This is a genomic window from Pseudomonas sp. NPDC090203, from assembly GCF_044746765.1.
Taxonomy (GTDB): Bacteria; Pseudomonadota; Gammaproteobacteria; order Pseudomonadales; family Pseudomonadaceae; genus Aquipseudomonas; species Aquipseudomonas putida_AD.
In genome coordinates this window covers 35777-52067 of the sequence record NZ_JBIVCV010000015.1, presented here as the reverse complement: position 1 = coordinate 52067, position 16291 = coordinate 35777, and the positions used below count along the sequence as shown (strand labels likewise).

The window sequence follows — 16291 nt, the reverse complement described above, 5'->3', positions numbered from 1 at the left end:
CGAATGGCTGCCAACATCGGCAAAACTGCTAGAGTGAGGCGGCCGGATTTGCGTTTGCCTTCCGTCTACCTTCCGTCTGACCTCCTGGGAGCACCATGTTCGAATTCATTTTTCTGGCCTTGCTGATCGGCATAGGCGGCACAGCATTGCTTGATCTGTGGGCGGTGTTGCTCAAGGCCACCCTGGGCTTGCCGACGCCGCCCTGGCATCTGGTGGGCCGTTGGTTTGCCGGCATGCGCCACGGGCAGTTCGTGCACCGGCGGGGTATCGGGAATTCTCCTGAAGTGGCGGATGAATTGCGCATTGGCTGGATCGGGCATTACACGGTGGGGGTGATGTTTGCCGCGGTGCTGTTGATGATCTGGGGCGTGCAATGGGCCCACAGCCCGACGTTCTTTCCGGCGTTGCTGGTGGGCCTGGTGACGGTGGGCGCAGGCTGGTTCATTCTGCAACCGGGAATGGGCGTGGGAATCGCCTGCAACAAGGCCCCCAACCCTGCGCTGGCGCGGTTGCAGAATGTGGTGGGACATGTGGTGTTTGCCATCGGGATGTATGGGGCGGCGTTGCTGGTGGGGTGATCGTTGATACGCTTAGCCGCACGGCTTGCCGGCGGGCGTGGTGCTCCTTACACATCTCGGTTGAATGTTCCGCCCATTCGCGGGCAAGCGCGCTCCTACGGTTTCGGGTGTGGCAAAGAATATCGAATCCCCCCCAATCCTGTAGGAGTGAGCTCGCTCGCGATGGCGGCCGCAAGATCGCCGACGCCGGCAAGCCGGACTGCTACGGTCAGAGTTGCCCGCGACGGGCGTGGTGCCCACACACATCTCGGTTGAATGTTCCGCCCATTCGCGGGCAAGCGCGCTCCTACGGTTGTGGGTATGGCAAAGATATCGAATCCACCCCAATCTTGTAGGAGCGCGCTTGCCCGCGATGGCGTCCTTGAGATCGCCGACGCCGGCAAGCCGTACGGCTACGGGAATTCGATGACTCGGCAGATCAAACCGACGCAACCAGCCGCCCTACCTCGGCCATCACCGCATTGACCTGCGCGGCGTCGGCCCTGGAGTGGGTGTAGTACACCGTCACGATCATCGGCGCGCGGTTGGTGGGCCATATCACGGCGACGTCGTTGCTGGCGTTGTTGGCGCCCGAGCCGGTCTTGTCGCCGATGCGCCAACCCTTGGGCAGACCGGCGCGCAGTTTCTGGTCGCCGGTCTTGTTGCTCACCAGCCAGGCGATCAACTGATCCCGCGAGGCCGGCGACAGCACGTTGTCAAACACCAGCGTGCGCAAGGTATTCAGCATGGCCACCGGCGTGGTGGTGTCTTGCAGGTCGCCGGGGCGGTTTTCGTTGAGTTCGGGTTCGTGGCGGTCCAGACGGGTGGTGTCATCCCTCGTCGAGCGCAGCCAGTCGGTCAGTGCCTGCGGGCCGCCGACGCTGTCCAGCAGCAGGTTCGCAGCGGTGTTGTCGCTCAGCGTGACCGCCGCTTCGCAGATCGACCCAACGCTCAAGCCCCCCTCGCCCGTATGTTTCTCGGTGATCGGCGAATACGGCACCAACTGCTCCTTGCCGTAGACGATCATTCGCGAAAGGTCTTCCTGCTTTCTGTCCACGCGCACCAGCACGAATGCCGCCAGCAACGCCTTGAAGGTGCTGCACAGGGCGAACCGCTCATCGCCGCGCTGGGCGATCAGCCGCTGGCTGCCGGTGTCGAGAATGGCAACGCCCAGGCGCCCGCCATGGCGACGCTCAAGCTCGGCCAGTTGCTGTTCGATGGAAGTATTGGCAGGGCTCGCGACATCGGCCGCAAGCGAAGAGAGGCTGTACAACGCGGGGATCGCCAGTAGCGAACCGCCGATCAGGCTTCTGCGGGAAATCAAGATTCACGTCCTTGTTGGTGCAGATAAGTATCTCCGACCATCAGCAACGGCAGCCGTCTGCGCAGGCTGCCGTCGCAGGTTGATGCTCGACTCAGGCAGGCACGCCCAGAATGATGTGCGATGCCTTGATAACCGCAGTAGCGTCGACACCAGGCTTGAGGCCCAACTCGGTCACGGCTTCACGGGTCACGATAGCGTAGACCTCTGTACCGCCGGCCAGGGTAATGATCACTTCGGCGTTTACCGCGCCATCGCTGACCCGGCTGACCTTGCCTTGCAGGCTGTTGCGCGCCGACAGGCGAAAGCCGCTCGCGTCGGTCATGACCATGACCCACGGCGCCTTGACCAGCGCGACCGCTTCCTTGCCCACCGCCAGCCCCAGGCTCTTGACGCTTTGCAGGGTGACGACCGCCACCAGCTCTTCGCCGCCGGCCAGGGTCAGGGCGACCTCGGCGTTCACCGAGCCTTCCTGAATCTGTTTGACGGTGCCTTTGAATACGTTGCGGGCGCTGACTTTCATGTCGTGTGTCCTTGTTATGAGGGGAATGAATCGCCGCCCATCTTCGAAGGGAGCGTTATGTCATTACAACTACAACGCTCAATTTTTCTGACTTAAGGGTCAGGAAAGTAGATCCTCATAGAACGCGCCATACGACTTGCTCGGGTGGGCGATCTGGATTTCCAGAATCCACAGGCCGGGATTGGGCACTGCGTCAAAATCCCCCAGGTTACCGCCGCGATAGATCGCATGGGGAAAATCGCAGACGCGATGGCCCTTGATCTCAAGATTCAGCTTCCAGCCCATGGCCGTGGCCTGCTCCTCGGCAAAGCGGTACAACTCGACGCCTTGCACGGCGCCAGTCTTCCAGCGCTGCTCGACCACATCGAACAGGGTTTTGGCGGCAGCGGCGCAGGCCTGCATCTCAGGGTCATTGCCGGTGGTGAACGTTGCCCCGGCGTCGCCTTCATGGCCCTGCCAGACGGCGCCCATGTCGATGAAATAGATGTCGTTCTCGCCCAGCACCGGGTCGCCATCGGAGCGCTGCTTGAAGGTTTTCAGGGTATTGGCGCCGAAGCGGATCAGCATCGGGTGCCAGATGCGCTGGGTGTCGAGCTCGGCCAGCGCCGCCTTGCCCAGGGCCACCGCCTCGGACTCCAGCATGCCCGGCTTGATGCGTCGGGACACCAGCTCGATGGCCTTCCAGGTCATGGCCTGGGCATGGCGCATGGCCTGGATGTCGTAAATCGCCCCAACCGCTTCCTTCGCTGCTGCGTTCATTGCGTCCTCTCGAGTGTTGCCGTTGTGATATCGCTATGACATTTACTACATAGCGATGCAACGGGCAATCACCGATGCCGACTGAAGGTCGAAACCGAGCGCACCCAGCTAATCAGCCTCAGGGTTGCCGGGTTGTCGTGCTCTTCGTGATCGGCGGCCAGTTCACCGGCAAGCGACGCCAGAGACTGCGGCAACAGCCACGACACTTCCTGCTCGGACGTCTGGCACTGATTGGTATCGTCTTCTTTCTCGAAAGCGGGCCAGTTACTCATCACAACACTCCTGCATACGCATGGATGGTTACAGATCGAGCACCAACGGCCCTTGGGCCGGGACTGCGCAGCAGATCAGCACGTGGTCGGCCGCCGGCATTTCGGCGGGCGGGACCGGGTAATGCACCTGGCCGCTGACGAGCCGGGTCTTGCAGGTGCCGCACGAACCGCCGCGGCAACTGTATTCAGGGGTCAGCCCACGGCTTTCGGCCAGGTCCAGCAGGCTTCCGCCATCGGGCTGCCAGCGCGCCTCCTTGGCGGACTTCTCGAAGATCACCGGCACCGATGTCGTGGCCGCAGGCGGCTGCTCGATCCCGGCGGTCTGTTGATCGCCGGTACGCTTGAGGGTCGAGGGTCCGAAGGTCTCGGCGTGGATCCGCTCGTCACGGATGTGCATCGCCCTCAACTCGTCATACAGCCCCTGTGTGAAGCTTGCCGGTCCGCAGACATAGAAATCGAAGTCGTTGAACGGCAACAGTGCCTTTAGCAGATTCAGGTCAATGCGACCTGCAAGGTGGAAGTCCTGGCCCAGGCGAGCCTCGGCTTCGGGCTGGCTCAGCAAGCGGACGGCCGTGACTTTGTCACCGGCGCTGGCAACCAGTGTGTCCAATTCCTCGCGAAAAGCCAGATCCACCAGACGACGTGCACTCTGGACGTACCAAGTGGGGCGCATCTTGCGCATGCGTTTGCCCTGGTAAACCACCTCGCGCAGCATCGACAGCATGGGTGTGACGCCGATACCAGCACCCAGCAGCACCAATGGCCGGGTCTGAAGCGGGTCGAGGACAAAACTGCCCTGCGGCGCCCGCGCCTCGATCACATCCCCGACCTTGAACACGTCATGCAGGTGCCCCGAGACCAGCCCGTCGCGTTTTACGCTGATGCGGAAAAACTCATCCGACGGCGCACTGGACAGGCTGTAGGTGCGAATCACCGGCCGGTCCTGGCCCGGCAGGGTCAGGCGCAACGGCAAGTGCTGCCCGGCCTTGAACGCCGGCATGCCTGCACCATCGGCGGGCTCGAAGTAGAAGGAGCGAATGCCCGCGCTTTCGTCCTCGATCCGCGTCACGTGCAATGGCCGCCACTGATCGCGCAGGGCATCGGCCTGCAACCGGGTCGCGGCCTGTTCCCAGTCGCCGGTCAGCAGGCTCATGGGGGAAAACTCTTCGAACTCCCAGCGCGAACGCAGCGCCTGCGGACGGCGAACCACCGCCTCGACCTCCACTTGCCAGAGCCGCTCTGCCCCCTGGAATGCCGCGATTTCCGGGCCTTCCAGAATCACCGTGGCGCGCCCGGTCAGTTGCAGCACGTCACCGGTGGGAAAGTCGATGAACAGCAGGCCGGCTTTCGGGTTGACCAGCAGATTGCCCAGCGTGTTGAAGAACAGGTTGCCGGCGAAATCCGGCACGGTCAGCACGTTGCCTTCGACCCGTACGAAACCGGCCTGCCCGCCGCGGTGGGACATGTCCACCGAACGACGGGGCGCATCACCCTCCAGGTCCACATAGCTGGCGACGAACAGCGTGTCGGCTGCACGAATCATCGCCACCGCTGCGTCGTCCAGGGCGTCCATATGCTGCACCGGCGGACGCTGCTCTTTATCAGCGGCATCCAGAGGGATCTGTTTGAGTTCACGCAACTGGATATAGGCCGGGCAGTTACCGAACGAATACTCGACGCCGATCGAGAATCCCTGATCGTCGATGGCCTGGATATGGCCGTTCATGCGGTTGCGCCGCCGTGTGTGCAGGTCGATCCCCAGCAGGCCCACTGCGGTGCCCGGGGCAAAGGCTTCGCCCATCGGATCATCGCTGTCGGGCAAGCGGGCGATGTCCAGCCGGTGCTCGGTGGGCGATGCGATGAAGCCGACATCGGCGTCCATCAGGCTCGCCCAGGGCCTGCCTTGTGCATCCACCGCACCGATGAACAGGTACGGCAGATGCTCGTAGAATTCTCGATGTTGATCGGGCATGAAGTCGCGCACGACCCGCTTGCCCAGGGCTTTCATCCGCTCGGCGACACCGGCGTGTTCCTGCATCTGCAGTTCACCCGGATGCCACGGTGAGTTTTTTTCAGAAGACATGTCGTTCATGACGCAAACCTCCGAGCGATTGTTGTAGGAGTGAGCTTGCTCGCGATCGCGGTATGTCAGACACGGATATGTCGCTACCGAAAAGCAATCGCGAGCAAGCTCACTCCTACAGGATGGGTTGCCGAGCCGAACCGTGCGGCTGGCTCAACACGTCAAACCACCAGGCCGGCCTTGGTGCTCGGCATCGGCACGAAGCCCTTGAGCCCTTCGACACGGGCCAGCCAGGCGCGCACGTTCGGGTAGGGTTCCAGCGACACGTTCCCTTCAGGCGCGTGGGCGATGTAGGTGTAGGCGGCGACGTCAGCGATGGTGGCGTGATCGGCGGCGAGGAACTGGCGGCCGCTCAGGTGCTTCTCGATGATCTGCAGTACCGCGTGGGCACGTTCGATGGTGTCTTGCGGGTCGAAACCTGCGCCGAATACGGTAATCAGGCGGGCGCGGGCCGGGCCGTTGTTGATCTGGCCCGACGCCACCGACAGCCAGCGCTGAACCTGAGCGGCGCCTTCGGCATCGGTGGGCAGCCATTGCCCGGTGGTGTCGTATTTCTTCGCCAGATACACCAGGATCGCAGTGGAGTCGGCGATGATCGTGCCGTTGTCGTCGATCACAGGCACTTGGCCGAAGGTGTTCAGTGCCTGGAACTCGGCGTTTTTCTGCGCGCCTTTGGCAAGGTCAACGAAACTGATTTCAGGCTCCAGCCCCAGCAGCGACAGCATCAACTGTGCACGATGGGCGTGGCCGGACAGCGGGAAGTGATACAGCTTGATTGCGCTCATGGGTTTGGCTCCTGGTTCTGTGTGAGTGGTTGTCAGTGCAGGTTGATCCGTACTGATGGAGCGATACTGATCCACAACAGCAGAAGACAGAATCACCACGAAAGGCAATCCAGCATTTCATCTTATGAAATTATTGGCGTTTCGCGGTCATCCTTCGGTGGACAGCACGGGGTGCTGGCGCATGCGTTCAACGGCAAAATCCACAAAGCTGCGCACCCGCGCCGATGCCCGCCGCCCTTCACGATAGACCAGATGCACCGGAACGGGATCGGGCTCGAAGGCTTCGAGCACGGGGACAAGTTGCCCGGCGCGCAGGTGCTCGTCAGCCTGATAGTGCAGGCAGCAGACCAGCCCTGCGCCCCCGACCGATGCCTCGATGGCCGACCTGGGCGTGGTGCAGCGCAGCACCGGCTTCAAGGGCACCGTGCGCATCACACCGTTCTGGCGCAGGCGCCACTCCTGCATGCGGTTGTCGGCGCTGCACACCACGACCGAGTGGGCGGCCAGATCGGCTGGGGTTCGAGGTTCGGTGTGGCGCGCGAGGTACGCGGGGCTGGCGCAGACGATCTGGCGCACGGCGCCTACTTCACGGGCGACCATGAACGCATCCGGCAGCGCGCCGATGAGCACCGCCACATCGATGCCTTCTTCATGAAGGTTGGGAAAGCGGTCCTGATAGGTGACCGACATCTCGATGCCCGGCCAGGCCTTGAGGTAGTCCAGGACAATCGGCATCAACAGACGATCACCGAACAGCAAGGGCATTACCAGGCTCAGCAGGCCCTTGGGTTCGACGTGCAGACCGTTGGCCGATGCGTCGGCTTCATCGGCCATGCGCAACAACCGCTCGCATTCGCTGGCGAAGGCACGACCGACCTCGGTCAGGCTCACGCCGCGGGTGCTGCGGTTCAGCAACTGCGCGCCGAGGCGGGTTTCCAGGGCGGCCAGCGAGCGACTGATGGTCGCCTGGGAAACCCCAAGCCTGCGCGACGCCGCCGCCAGCCCCTGCTCGCGGGCCACGGCGGCGAATACGGTCATTTGCTGATGACGATCCATCAGCGGCTGCGCCCGGCGGCCTTGATCGCGGGGTCGTTGTTCATGCGTTCGACGCAATAGTCGACAAAAGTCCGCACCTTGGCCGACACCTTGCGCTCGGCCTGATAACACACGTGCACCGGCACTGGCGGCTCTTCGAAGTCCTCCAGTATCAGCTCCAGCTCGCCACTGGCCACCTGGCTTGCGACCTGATAGGACAACACCCGCGTCACGCCCCAGCCCATCGCGGCGGCCGAGATCGCCCCCTGGTTGGCCGACACTGTGAGCCGCGAGTGCAGATCCACCTGCAGCGGCTTGCCGTCTTCCATGAAGTCCCAGCGGCGAACCAGCACACTGGATGCGGAGATCACCAGCCGGTGTTGCTTGAGGTCATTGGGGTGCTGCGGGCGGCCGTGGGCATCCAGGTACGCGGGCGATGCACAGAGCACGCGGCGCACTTCGCCGACCTTTATGCCGTGCTGGCTGCTGTCCATCAGATGGCCGATGCGCACGGCAACATCGATGCCCTCCTCGACCATCTGCGTCACGCGATCGAGCAACAGCGCGTTGACGCTCACGCCCGGGTATTGCTGCAAGTAGCCGACCACCAGCGGCATGACGAACAACTCGCCAAACAGCATGGACGCGGTGACGGTGAGCTGGCCGACAGGCTCGGCGATGCTGCCCCCTGCCGAGTCTTCGGCTTCTTCGAGTTCGCTGAGGATACGCCGGCAGTCGCTCAGGTAACGCTGGCCGGCTTCGCTCAGGTGTACGCTGCGGGTCGTGCGTGACAGCAACAGCGTGCCGATGCGCTTCTCCAGCGCCGCCACCGCACGAGTGACACTGGGCGCCGACATCTCCAGGCGCCGGGCGGCAGTGGCGAAACTGCGCTCTTCGCAGACGGCGATGAAAACCTGCATTTCCTGAAATCTGTCCAAGGCGGGGCTCGGTATCTGAGGGTGGGCGGGGACATGGTTTACACGTGCAGCGGGCGGTGAGGCAAGGGTAATAGCGTTTCGGGGGCTTTGCCTGGGCGTTGCGAGGCGAAATACCTTCGTAGCAGCACGGCTTGCCGGCGGGAGCGATCTTGAGGACGCCGTCGCGGGCAAGCGCGCTCCTACAGAGCAGGCGCCACATTCCCGTAGCAGCACGGCTTGCCGGCGGGGGCGATCTCAAGGACGCCGTCGCGGGCAAGCGCGCTCCTACAGAGCAGGCGCCACATCCCCGTAGCAGTCCGGCTTGCCGGCGTCAGCGATCTCGAGGACGCCGTCGCGGGCAAGCGCGCTCCTACAGAGCAGGCGCCACATACTCGTAGCAGCACGGCTTGCCGGCGGGGGCGATCTCAAGGACGCCATCGCGAGCAAGCTCACTCCTACAGGGTTGAGGTGACCACACCCGTAGCAGTCCGGCTTGCCGGCGTCGGCGATCTTGAGGACGCCGTCGCGGGCAAGCGCGTTCCTACGGGGACATGAGGCGCGAGGCGAAACATCCTGAAATATCCGCTTGACGAAGACCACCCGACTGAGCGTTCATATTAGCGCACGACCGTACTCCACTTTTCTCAACACACCCTCAGGAAACACTCATGGTTTCGTCCGTCCTCGCGGCTTCCCTCTCCCGCCGCCGCATCCATTACAGCTGGGTCATCCTGGCCGTGACCTTCCTGACCATGCTAGTGATGGCCGGTGCCGTTGGCGCGCCTGGGGTGTTCATCAAACCGCTGGAGGCGGAATTCGGCTGGGACACCGCCGAAATCTCCTCGGCGCTGGCCGTGCGTTTCGCCCTGTTCGGCCTGACCGGCCCCTTCGCTGCGGCGTTCATGAACCACTTCGGCGTGCGCAAGGTCGTGCTGTCCGCGCTGACCCTGGTCGCCACCGGCATGATTCTTTCACTGTTCATGACCCAGTTCTGGCAACTGGTCATCCTCTGGGGGCTGGTGGTGGGTTTTGGCACCGGGCTGACCGCCATGGTGCTGGGCGCCACCGTCGCCACCCGCTGGTTCTCCCAGCGTCGCGGCATGGCCATGGGCTTGCTCTCGGCCAGTTCCGCCACCGGGCAACTGGTGTTCATGCCAATGCTGGCCAACCTCACTGAACATTTTGGCTGGCGCACCGCCCTGACCTGCATCTGCGTGGCCATCGTCGTTGCCGGCGTCGCAGTGCTGGCGCTGATGCGCAATCACCCCGCCGACCTGCAACTGCCCTCCTACGGCGACACCGAAATCCAGCCCACCGCCGCCAGCAAACAGAGCCTGGGCCAATTGCTGGTCACGCCGATCAAGGTGCTGCGTGAAGTCTCCGGGACCTGGACGTTCTGGGTGCTGTTCATGACGTTTTTCATTTGCGGCGCCAGCACCAACGGCCTGATCCAGACGCACTTCATCAGCATGTGCGGCGATTACGGCCTGATCGCCACCACCGCCGCGAGCATGTTGGCGGTGATGGGGATTTTCGACTTCTTCGGGACCATCGGTTCAGGCTGGCTGTCGGACCGCTACGACAACCGCTGGCTGCTGTTCTGCTACTACGGCTTTCGCGGGCTGTCGCTGATTATCCTGCCGTTCTCGGATTTCACGGTGTACGGCCTGTCGTTCTTCGCGCTGATTTATGGCCTGGACTGGATCGCCACCGTGCCGCCGACGGTCAAGCTCACCGTGCAGAAGTTCGGCCCGGCGCGGGCCAACATTGTCTTCGGCTGGGTGTTCGCCGGTCACCAGTTGGGCGCCGCCTTTGCCGCTTACGGTGCCGGATGGACACGCACTCACTTCGCCAGCTACCTGCCCGCGTTCTTCATCTCGGGCCTGTTGTGCGTGATCGCGGCGCTGATTGCGTTGTCCATCGTGCCGGTGGTCAAGGCGGCGCAGGCTCAGCCTCAGAGCAACTGACGGGCCGTCAGCCACATCCCGTAGCCTGTGCCCATCAGGCCCCATGCCAACAGCGGGTGAAACACCACCCGCCAGGCCCAAGCCCGGGGCTCGAAACCGACGCCATGGACGAACCCGCCGGCCACGCCCCACATCACCAGCATCAGCAGGCTGTGGGAATAGTGGCCGTCGGCATCGAGCATCGAGGCGGGGTGAATCAGCAGGACCAGGCTCATGGGCACCGCCATCAGCAGGGACAGTACCCGGCTGATGGCATGGCCGAACGGTGAACGGGCAACCCTAGCGGTCACGGCCGTTCTCCACCACGTCAGTATCCGAAGCCTCAAGCCACAAGGCGTTGATGATGCCGAAGCTGCAGGCCAGCAGCACCCCGAGAATCCAGGCGAAATACCACATCTCTGTCGCTCCTTAATACAGGCCGTGAGGGTTTTGTTCGATGTGCGCATCGGTGACCTTGCCCCACATGCGGGCGTAGCACCACAGCGTGTAGCAGAGGATCAGCGGCACGAAGATGGCGGCGGCGATCAGCATGATGACCAGGGTTCTGTGGCTGGACACCGCGTCCCACACCGTCAGGCTCGAGGCCGGGTCCAGGCTCGATGGCATGACGAACGGGAACAGCGCGAAACCCGCCGTGCACAAGGCGCCGACGATCGCCAGGCTGCTGCCCGCGAACGCTGTCCGGCCCTGCCCCGCGCTGGCACCGAGCAAGGCCAGCAGTGCGCCAAAGATCCCCAGCAACGGCGCGATGACGGTCAAAGGATGCGCGTGGTAGTTGGCCATCCAGCCAGAATTGGTGGCGGCAACGGTCTTTGACAGCGGGTTCAGCGCGCTGCCGGCATCGAAGGCCGAGGTGATCGACAGGCCCTGAATCCCCCCCAGCAACAGCCACACCCCCGCGCCGACGAACGCCAGCAGAAACACCAGCGACAGCCACTGCGCCGCACGGCGGGAGCGACGGGCAATCGCGCCTTCAGTGCGCATCATCAGCCAGGTGCCGCCGTGCAGCCCGAGCATGGACAGGCTCACCACCCCGGCCAGCAGGCCGAAGGGGCTGAGCAGTTGCCAGAAGTTGCCGTGGTAGCTGGAACGCAAGGTGTCATCGAACTGGAACGGCACGCCCAGCAGCAGGTTGCCGAATGCCACCCCGAACACCAGCGACGGTACAAGGCCGCCGACGAACAGGCCCCAGTCCCAGCTCTGCCGCCAGCGGGTATTCTCCAGCTTGCTGCGATAGTCAAAGCCCACCGGGCGCACGAACAGCGCGAACAGCACCAGCAGCAGCGCCCAGTACAACCCGGAAAACGCCGCCGAGTAGACCAGCGGCCAGGCGGCGAACAGCGCGCCACCGGCGGTGATCAGCCACACCTGGTTGCCGTCCCAGTGCGGAGCGATGGTGTTGATGACCACCCGCCGCTCAGTGTCGGTGCGGCCCACGAAAGGCATCAGCATCGCTGCGCCCAGGTCGAAGCCGTCAGTCAGGGCGAAACCGATCAGCAGCACGCCGACCAGCACCCACCAGATCAGTTTGAGTGTCTCGTAATCGAACATCGTCTGTTCCTCAGGCCAGCGCCGGTTGTTTGGCTGCGGTCACGTCGCTTTCACCGCGTTCGAAGTGATAACGCCCGGTGTGCAGGCTGCTTGGCCCCAAGCGGGCGAACTTGATCATCAGGTACATCTCGATAATCAGCAGCGCGGTGTAGAACGCCACCAGCGCCAGGATCGAGCCCATGACATCCGCTGCCGAAAGCGTCGAAGCCGACAGGTGCACCGGCAGCACTTCACCAATCGACCAAGGCTGGCGACCGTGCTCGGCCACCCACCAGCCGGTCTGGGTGGCGATCCACGGCAGCGGCAGGCTGAACAGCGCCCATTTGAGCAACCAGCGCTTGCCGGTCTCGTTCTTGCGCGCCGAGGCCCAGAAGGCGCAGGCGAACAACAGCAGCATCAGCACACCGCTCAGGACCATGATGCGGAAGGTCCAGAAGATCGACGCCACGTGGGGGATCGAATCCAGCGCCGCCTGTTTGATCTGCTGCTCATTGGCATCCACCACCTTGTCGGTGTACTTCTTGAGCAACAGGCCGTAGCCCAGGTCTTTCTTGACGTCGTTGAAGGCATCGAGGGTCTGCGCACTGTGGTCACCGGCGCGCAGCTTGCCCAGCAACTCGTAGGCGATCATGCCGTTGCGGATGCGGCCCTGATGCTCGCTGACCAGGTCCTTGATCCCTGTGACCTGTTTGTCTACCGAGCGGGTGGCGATGATGCCCATCACGTAGGGAATCTTCACCGCGTAGTCGGTTCGCTGCTCAGCCTGGTTCGGCAGACCGAACAAGGTGAAGGCCGCTGGGGCCGGTTCGGTTTCCCATTCAGCCTCGATGGCCGCCAGCTTGGTTTTCTGCACATCGCCGATCTCGTAGCCGGACTCATCGCCCAGCACGATCACCGACAGGATCGACGCCATGCCGAACGCCGAAGCGATGGCGAACGAACGACGTGCAAAGCCGGTATCCCGGCCCTTGAGCAGGTACCAGCTGGAAATCGCCAGGACGAAAATGGCGCCGGTGACATAACCGCCGGCCACGGTGTGCACGAACTTGACCTGCGCCACCGGGTTGAACACCAACTCGCTGAAACTGGTGAGTTCCATGCGCATGGTGGTGAAGTTGAACTCGGCGCCAACCGGGTTCTGCATCCAGCCATTGGCGATGAGAATCCACAGCGCTGACATGTTCGAGCCAATCGCTACCAGCCAGGTCACGGCCAGATGCTGCACGCGGCTCAAGCGATCCCAGCCGAAGAAGAACAGCCCGATGAAGGTCGATTCGAGGAAGAACGCCATCATCCCTTCGATGGCCAGCGGCGCGCCGAAAATGTCGCCCACGTAATGGCTGTAGTAGGCCCAGTTGGTGCCGAACTGAAATTCCATGGTCAGCCCGGTGGTCACGCCCAGGGCGAAGTTGATGCCGAACAGCTTGCCCCAGAACCGGGTCATGTCCTTGTAGACCTGCTTGCCGGTCATGACGTACACCGACTCCATGATGGCCAGCAGGAAGGTCATGCCCAGGGTCAGGGGGACGAAGATAAAGTGGTACAGCGCGGTCATTGCGAATTGCAGTCGAGACAGGTCGACGACTGATTCCGAAATCATTGTGGGTTCTTCTCATCAGGTTCGGGAGGGGCACCCATTACATGCAGGCCGACTTGCACCCCGTCATCGCTGACGTCGACCGGCGCGTCGAACCAGACGCTCCGGATGCCCATCAGCAGGATGAGTTTGAGCAACAGGATCAGCCCGATTTCTTTCGCCAGCGGGTGTTTGAGGAAATCGAAAGGGCCGGGCATGTTGAGGACTCGTCGGGGTACGAGGTATTTTTCCTACAGACCTTTCTGAGGATTTTGATCTGGATCAAGGGCGGGGGGATGGGGGGTGTGGCGTAGTGCCACAGGGACCTCGGGATTGAACGGATGAGGAGTTGTGTGTTGAAGGGTTGGCGTTGAATTGCTACACGGATGCCCTTCGGGCGGGTCGCGGGCAAGCGCGCTCCTACATTTGTTGCAACGTGCCGCATCTGATGGACCGAGTGGGTAGCCTTGGGGGAACACCCAAAGATTTTGCGCCGGGCACCAAGGCCATCAACTCGGTCCATCAAGCCATGGCGCGTTGCAAAAAATGTAGGAGCGCGCTTGCCCGCGATAGGCCCGAAGGGCATCCATGTAGCCATCCCAAGCCAAACCAATCCCACTAATCCCCAAACCCCAATCTCCTCAACCCCCTCAATCCCACCCAAGCCAACCCCCAATTAGATGATAAACGGCACCCAATCCCCTCAAGAGCCCGCCACTGCAGCCGATATCAGTAACGTGAAGGCAGTTGTCACGTAGGCGCCCCGGGCCGTCAGCCGGATGAGCGCCACCACTGCCATCGATGAGGTAGCCATCCATGACGCCCCCCAACCACAAACTCAAGGCCCGCAACGTGCTTTACGCCGTCGTGCTCGCGTGCCTGAACGTTTGTGCGAGCCAGGCTGAGCAGATCCGGGTGGTCACCGAGGAGCTGGCGCCCTACAACATGACCCTCAACGGCCAGTTGACCGGCATGAGCACCGAAGTCGTGCAGGCGGTGCTCAAGGAGGTGAACGTCGACGCCACCATCCAGTCCATGCCCTGGGCCCGGGCCTATGACCTGGCGCTGCACGATCCCAACGTGCTGATCTACTCCATTACCCGCACCCCCGAGCGCGAACACTTGTTCAAGTGGGTGGGCACCATCGCCACCTCCCGCTGGTACATCTATTCCTCTGCCTCCCACCCCGTCAGCCTCATGGACCTGGACGACGCACGGGACTGGCAGACCGCGACCGTCAACGAAGACGTCGGCGAGCAATACCTGATCGGCAAGCGCTTTGCAGTCGGCCAGCAGTTGCAGCCGAGCAACCGCTACGAACTCAATTACCAGAAATTGCGCACCGGCCATGTCGACCTGTGGATTTCCGACGAGCTGAACGCCACCTGGCTGGCCCGCCAGGCCGGCGACGATCCCGAGCGCACGCTGGTGCGCTCCTTGCGTGTGCCCGAGCTTGAGGATTCGGGGGGCTTCAACATGGCTTTCAGTGCCGGGACTGCGGATGCTACTGTTGCGCTGTTCAAGAAAGGGCTGAAGACCATCCGTGAGAACGGAACCTACGATGCCATTGCGCGGAAATGGAATTGAGCATGCTCGCAGAGTCCGATTCGAATCTTCCCGAGGAAGCCGTGCCCCCACGCAGCGGTTCGCTGGCGCGCAGGCTGGTATTGGCCACCCTGGCGTTCTGCCTGTTGTTTACCGTGGCCACGGTCACGGTTCGCACCTGGTTTGCCTGGAACAACAACCTGGCGACCATGAATGCCGAGCTGAGCCTGATCGACCAGGTGTTCCAGGGCACGCTGTCCAAGGCGGTCTGGGAAATGGACAACGACGCGTTGCAGGCGCAGATCGACAGCGTCGCGCTGGCCGCGCCGGTGGGCAAGGTCGAATTGAAAATCCTGCGCCCGGGCCGTGCGGCTGAACTGCTGCAACGTCAGCATCCCGGCCACAGCGGCTCGATCCTCGCCCCCGCCCTGCACCGCCAGTTGACGGTCACCCCCTACCCCGGCGCCAACGAAGTGGTGGGCGAGCTGACCATCGAAGGCGACGAGAGCCTGCTCTGGAAGCGGCTGTGGAAGGAAGTCTGGATCATCATGCTGACCCAGGTCATCCAGTCCCTGGCGCTGGCCGGGCTCATCATGGGCATGTTCAACCGCTCGGTAACCCTTCACGTGCGGCGCATCGCCCGGCACTTGGAACAGCTCACGCCACAGAACCTGAAACATCACCTGATGCTCGAACGCAGTGGCAAGGCCGGTGATGAACTGGACATGCTCGAAGCCGGGGTCAATGACCTGCAGGACAAACTCGCCACCCACCTGGAGCGCCAGGCCCGGGACGAAATCGCCCTGGCCGCCAGCCGCGACCACCTGGCCGAAGTGGTCGAGCAGCGCACCGCACAATTGCAGGCGGCGAACATTCGCCTGGAAGCCCTGACCCGTTTCGACCCGCTGACGGGCCTGGCCAACCGTCGCCACTTCGACGAGCTCAAGGAGCTGGAATTCAACCGGGCCCTGCGTCACCACCAGCCACTCTCGGTGCTGATGTGCGACATCGATTTCTTCAAGCTCTACAACGACACCTACGGCCATGCCATGGGCGACCAATGCCTGCGCGACGTGGCCCTGACCATGAGCGCACTGTTCTCGCGCTCCGGGGAACTGGTCGCGCGGCTGGGCGGTGAGGAATTCGCCGTCCTGCTGCCCGGCCAGGTCCGCGAACAGGCCGCAGCGTCGGCCGAGCGCCTGCGTGAGCTGCTTGCCAACCAGCAGCTGCCCCACGGCGCGTCACACGTATCGCCTTATGTCACGCTGAGCATTGGCGTCGCCGAGCTGGATCCGGCGACCATGGAGCGTTTCGACCAGTTGTTGCAAAGCGCCGACAAAGCCTTGTACCGGGCCAAGAGCCAGGGCCGCAATCGCTGCGTGATCTGAAAAGGGAGCATC

Annotated in this window: 17 protein-coding genes; 4 read left to right on the top strand and 13 right to left on the bottom strand. The window is 63.0% G+C overall.

Annotation, left to right across the window (positions count from 1 at the left end):
- The first annotated feature begins 95 nt into the window (after nt 1–95).
- Nucleotides 96–578 (top strand): DUF2938 domain-containing protein, encoded by a 483-nt coding sequence (locus tag ACIPO9_RS23235; protein ID WP_400783766.1) that lies wholly within the window; start codon nt 96–98, stop codon nt 576–578.
- A 418-nt stretch (nt 579–996) separates the two neighbouring features.
- On the opposite strand, the gene bla is transcribed toward ACIPO9_RS23235, so the two are convergent.
- The 8 genes from bla to ACIPO9_RS23195 form a co-directional block, all read right to left on the bottom strand.
- A complete protein-coding gene (gene bla, locus ACIPO9_RS23230) occupies nt 997–1881 on the bottom strand; it encodes a class A beta-lactamase (RefSeq protein ID WP_400783763.1) in 885 nt (294 codons plus the stop codon).
- Between the two features lie 91 nt (nt 1882–1972).
- Entirely contained in the window at nt 1973–2401 is a 429-nt protein-coding gene (locus ACIPO9_RS23225; RefSeq protein WP_274129961.1) for a molybdopterin-binding protein, read from the bottom strand.
- Nucleotides 2402–2500: 99 nt separating this feature from the next.
- Nucleotides 2501–3160 (bottom strand): M24 family metallopeptidase, encoded by a 660-nt coding sequence (locus tag ACIPO9_RS23220; RefSeq protein WP_400783762.1) that lies wholly within the window; start codon nt 3158–3160, stop codon nt 2501–2503.
- A 68-nt stretch (nt 3161–3228) separates the two neighbouring features.
- Nucleotides 3229–3432, bottom strand: coding sequence for a hypothetical protein (locus ACIPO9_RS23215; RefSeq protein ID WP_400783760.1), 204 nt, complete (start codon nt 3430–3432; stop codon nt 3229–3231).
- Nucleotides 3433–3460: 28 nt separating this feature from the next.
- A complete protein-coding gene (locus ACIPO9_RS23210; protein WP_400783758.1) occupies nt 3461–5515 on the bottom strand; it encodes a pyridoxamine 5'-phosphate oxidase family protein in 2055 nt (684 codons plus the stop codon).
- Nucleotides 5516–5676: 161 nt separating this feature from the next.
- On the bottom strand, nt 5677–6300 hold the full coding sequence (locus tag ACIPO9_RS23205) for a glutathione S-transferase (protein WP_400783756.1): 624 nt from the start codon (nt 6298–6300) through the stop codon (nt 5677–5679).
- 147 nt (nt 6301–6447) lie between these two features.
- Nucleotides 6448–7338 (bottom strand): LysR family transcriptional regulator, encoded by an 891-nt coding sequence (locus tag ACIPO9_RS23200; RefSeq protein ID WP_400783754.1) that lies wholly within the window; start codon nt 7336–7338, stop codon nt 6448–6450.
- Nucleotides 7339–7355: 17 nt separating this feature from the next.
- Nucleotides 7356–8273, bottom strand: coding sequence for a LysR family transcriptional regulator (locus tag ACIPO9_RS23195; protein WP_274129967.1), 918 nt, complete (start codon nt 8271–8273; stop codon nt 7356–7358).
- Between the two features lie 647 nt (nt 8274–8920).
- Between ACIPO9_RS23195 and ACIPO9_RS23190 the strand changes: the two genes are divergently transcribed.
- Entirely contained in the window at nt 8921–10219 is a 1299-nt protein-coding gene (locus ACIPO9_RS23190; protein WP_400783751.1) for an MFS transporter, read from the top strand.
- On the opposite strand, the gene ACIPO9_RS23185 is transcribed toward ACIPO9_RS23190, so the two are convergent.
- The 5 genes from ACIPO9_RS23185 to cydP are packed head-to-tail and all read right to left on the bottom strand — an operon-like array spanning nt 10207 to nt 13564.
- Nucleotides 10207–10509: a cyd operon YbgE family protein gene (locus ACIPO9_RS23185; protein ID WP_400783749.1), complete on the bottom strand. Its 303-nt coding sequence runs from the start codon at nt 10507–10509 to the stop codon at nt 10207–10209. The two genes, ACIPO9_RS23190 and ACIPO9_RS23185, sit on opposite strands and share 13 nt — an antisense overlap.
- Nucleotides 10499–10615, bottom strand: coding sequence for a cytochrome bd-I oxidase subunit CydX (gene cydX, locus ACIPO9_RS23180; protein WP_400609863.1), 117 nt, complete (start codon nt 10613–10615; stop codon nt 10499–10501). Before cydX ends, ACIPO9_RS23185 begins: the two co-directional genes overlap by 11 nt.
- Before the next feature lie 12 nt (nt 10616–10627).
- Nucleotides 10628–11770: a cytochrome d ubiquinol oxidase subunit II gene (cydB, locus tag ACIPO9_RS23175; protein ID WP_400783747.1), complete on the bottom strand. Its 1143-nt coding sequence runs from the start codon at nt 11768–11770 to the stop codon at nt 10628–10630.
- Nucleotides 11771–11780: 10 nt separating this feature from the next.
- Nucleotides 11781–13370, bottom strand: a complete 1590-nt coding sequence (locus ACIPO9_RS23170; RefSeq protein WP_400783746.1) for a cytochrome ubiquinol oxidase subunit I — start codon at nt 13368–13370, stop codon at nt 11781–11783.
- Nucleotides 13367–13564 carry a cytochrome oxidase putative small subunit CydP gene (gene cydP / locus ACIPO9_RS23165; RefSeq protein WP_274129972.1) on the bottom strand — a complete coding sequence of 66 codons (198 nt, stop codon included), beginning with the start codon at nt 13562–13564 and terminating at the stop codon, nt 13367–13369. Before cydP ends, ACIPO9_RS23170 begins: the two co-directional genes overlap by 4 nt.
- A 598-nt stretch (nt 13565–14162) precedes the next feature.
- On the opposite strand from cydP, the gene ACIPO9_RS23160 reads away from it, so the two are divergent.
- The gene (locus ACIPO9_RS23160) at nt 14163–14933 is read left to right on the top strand and encodes a substrate-binding periplasmic protein (RefSeq protein WP_400783744.1); all 771 of its coding nucleotides are present in this window, start codon (nt 14163–14165) and stop codon (nt 14931–14933) included.
- Between the two features lie 2 nt (nt 14934–14935).
- Nucleotides 14936–16279 (top strand): diguanylate cyclase, encoded by a 1344-nt coding sequence (locus tag ACIPO9_RS23155; protein WP_274129974.1) that lies wholly within the window; start codon nt 14936–14938, stop codon nt 16277–16279.
- The last annotated feature ends 12 nt before the right edge of the window (nt 16280–16291 follow it).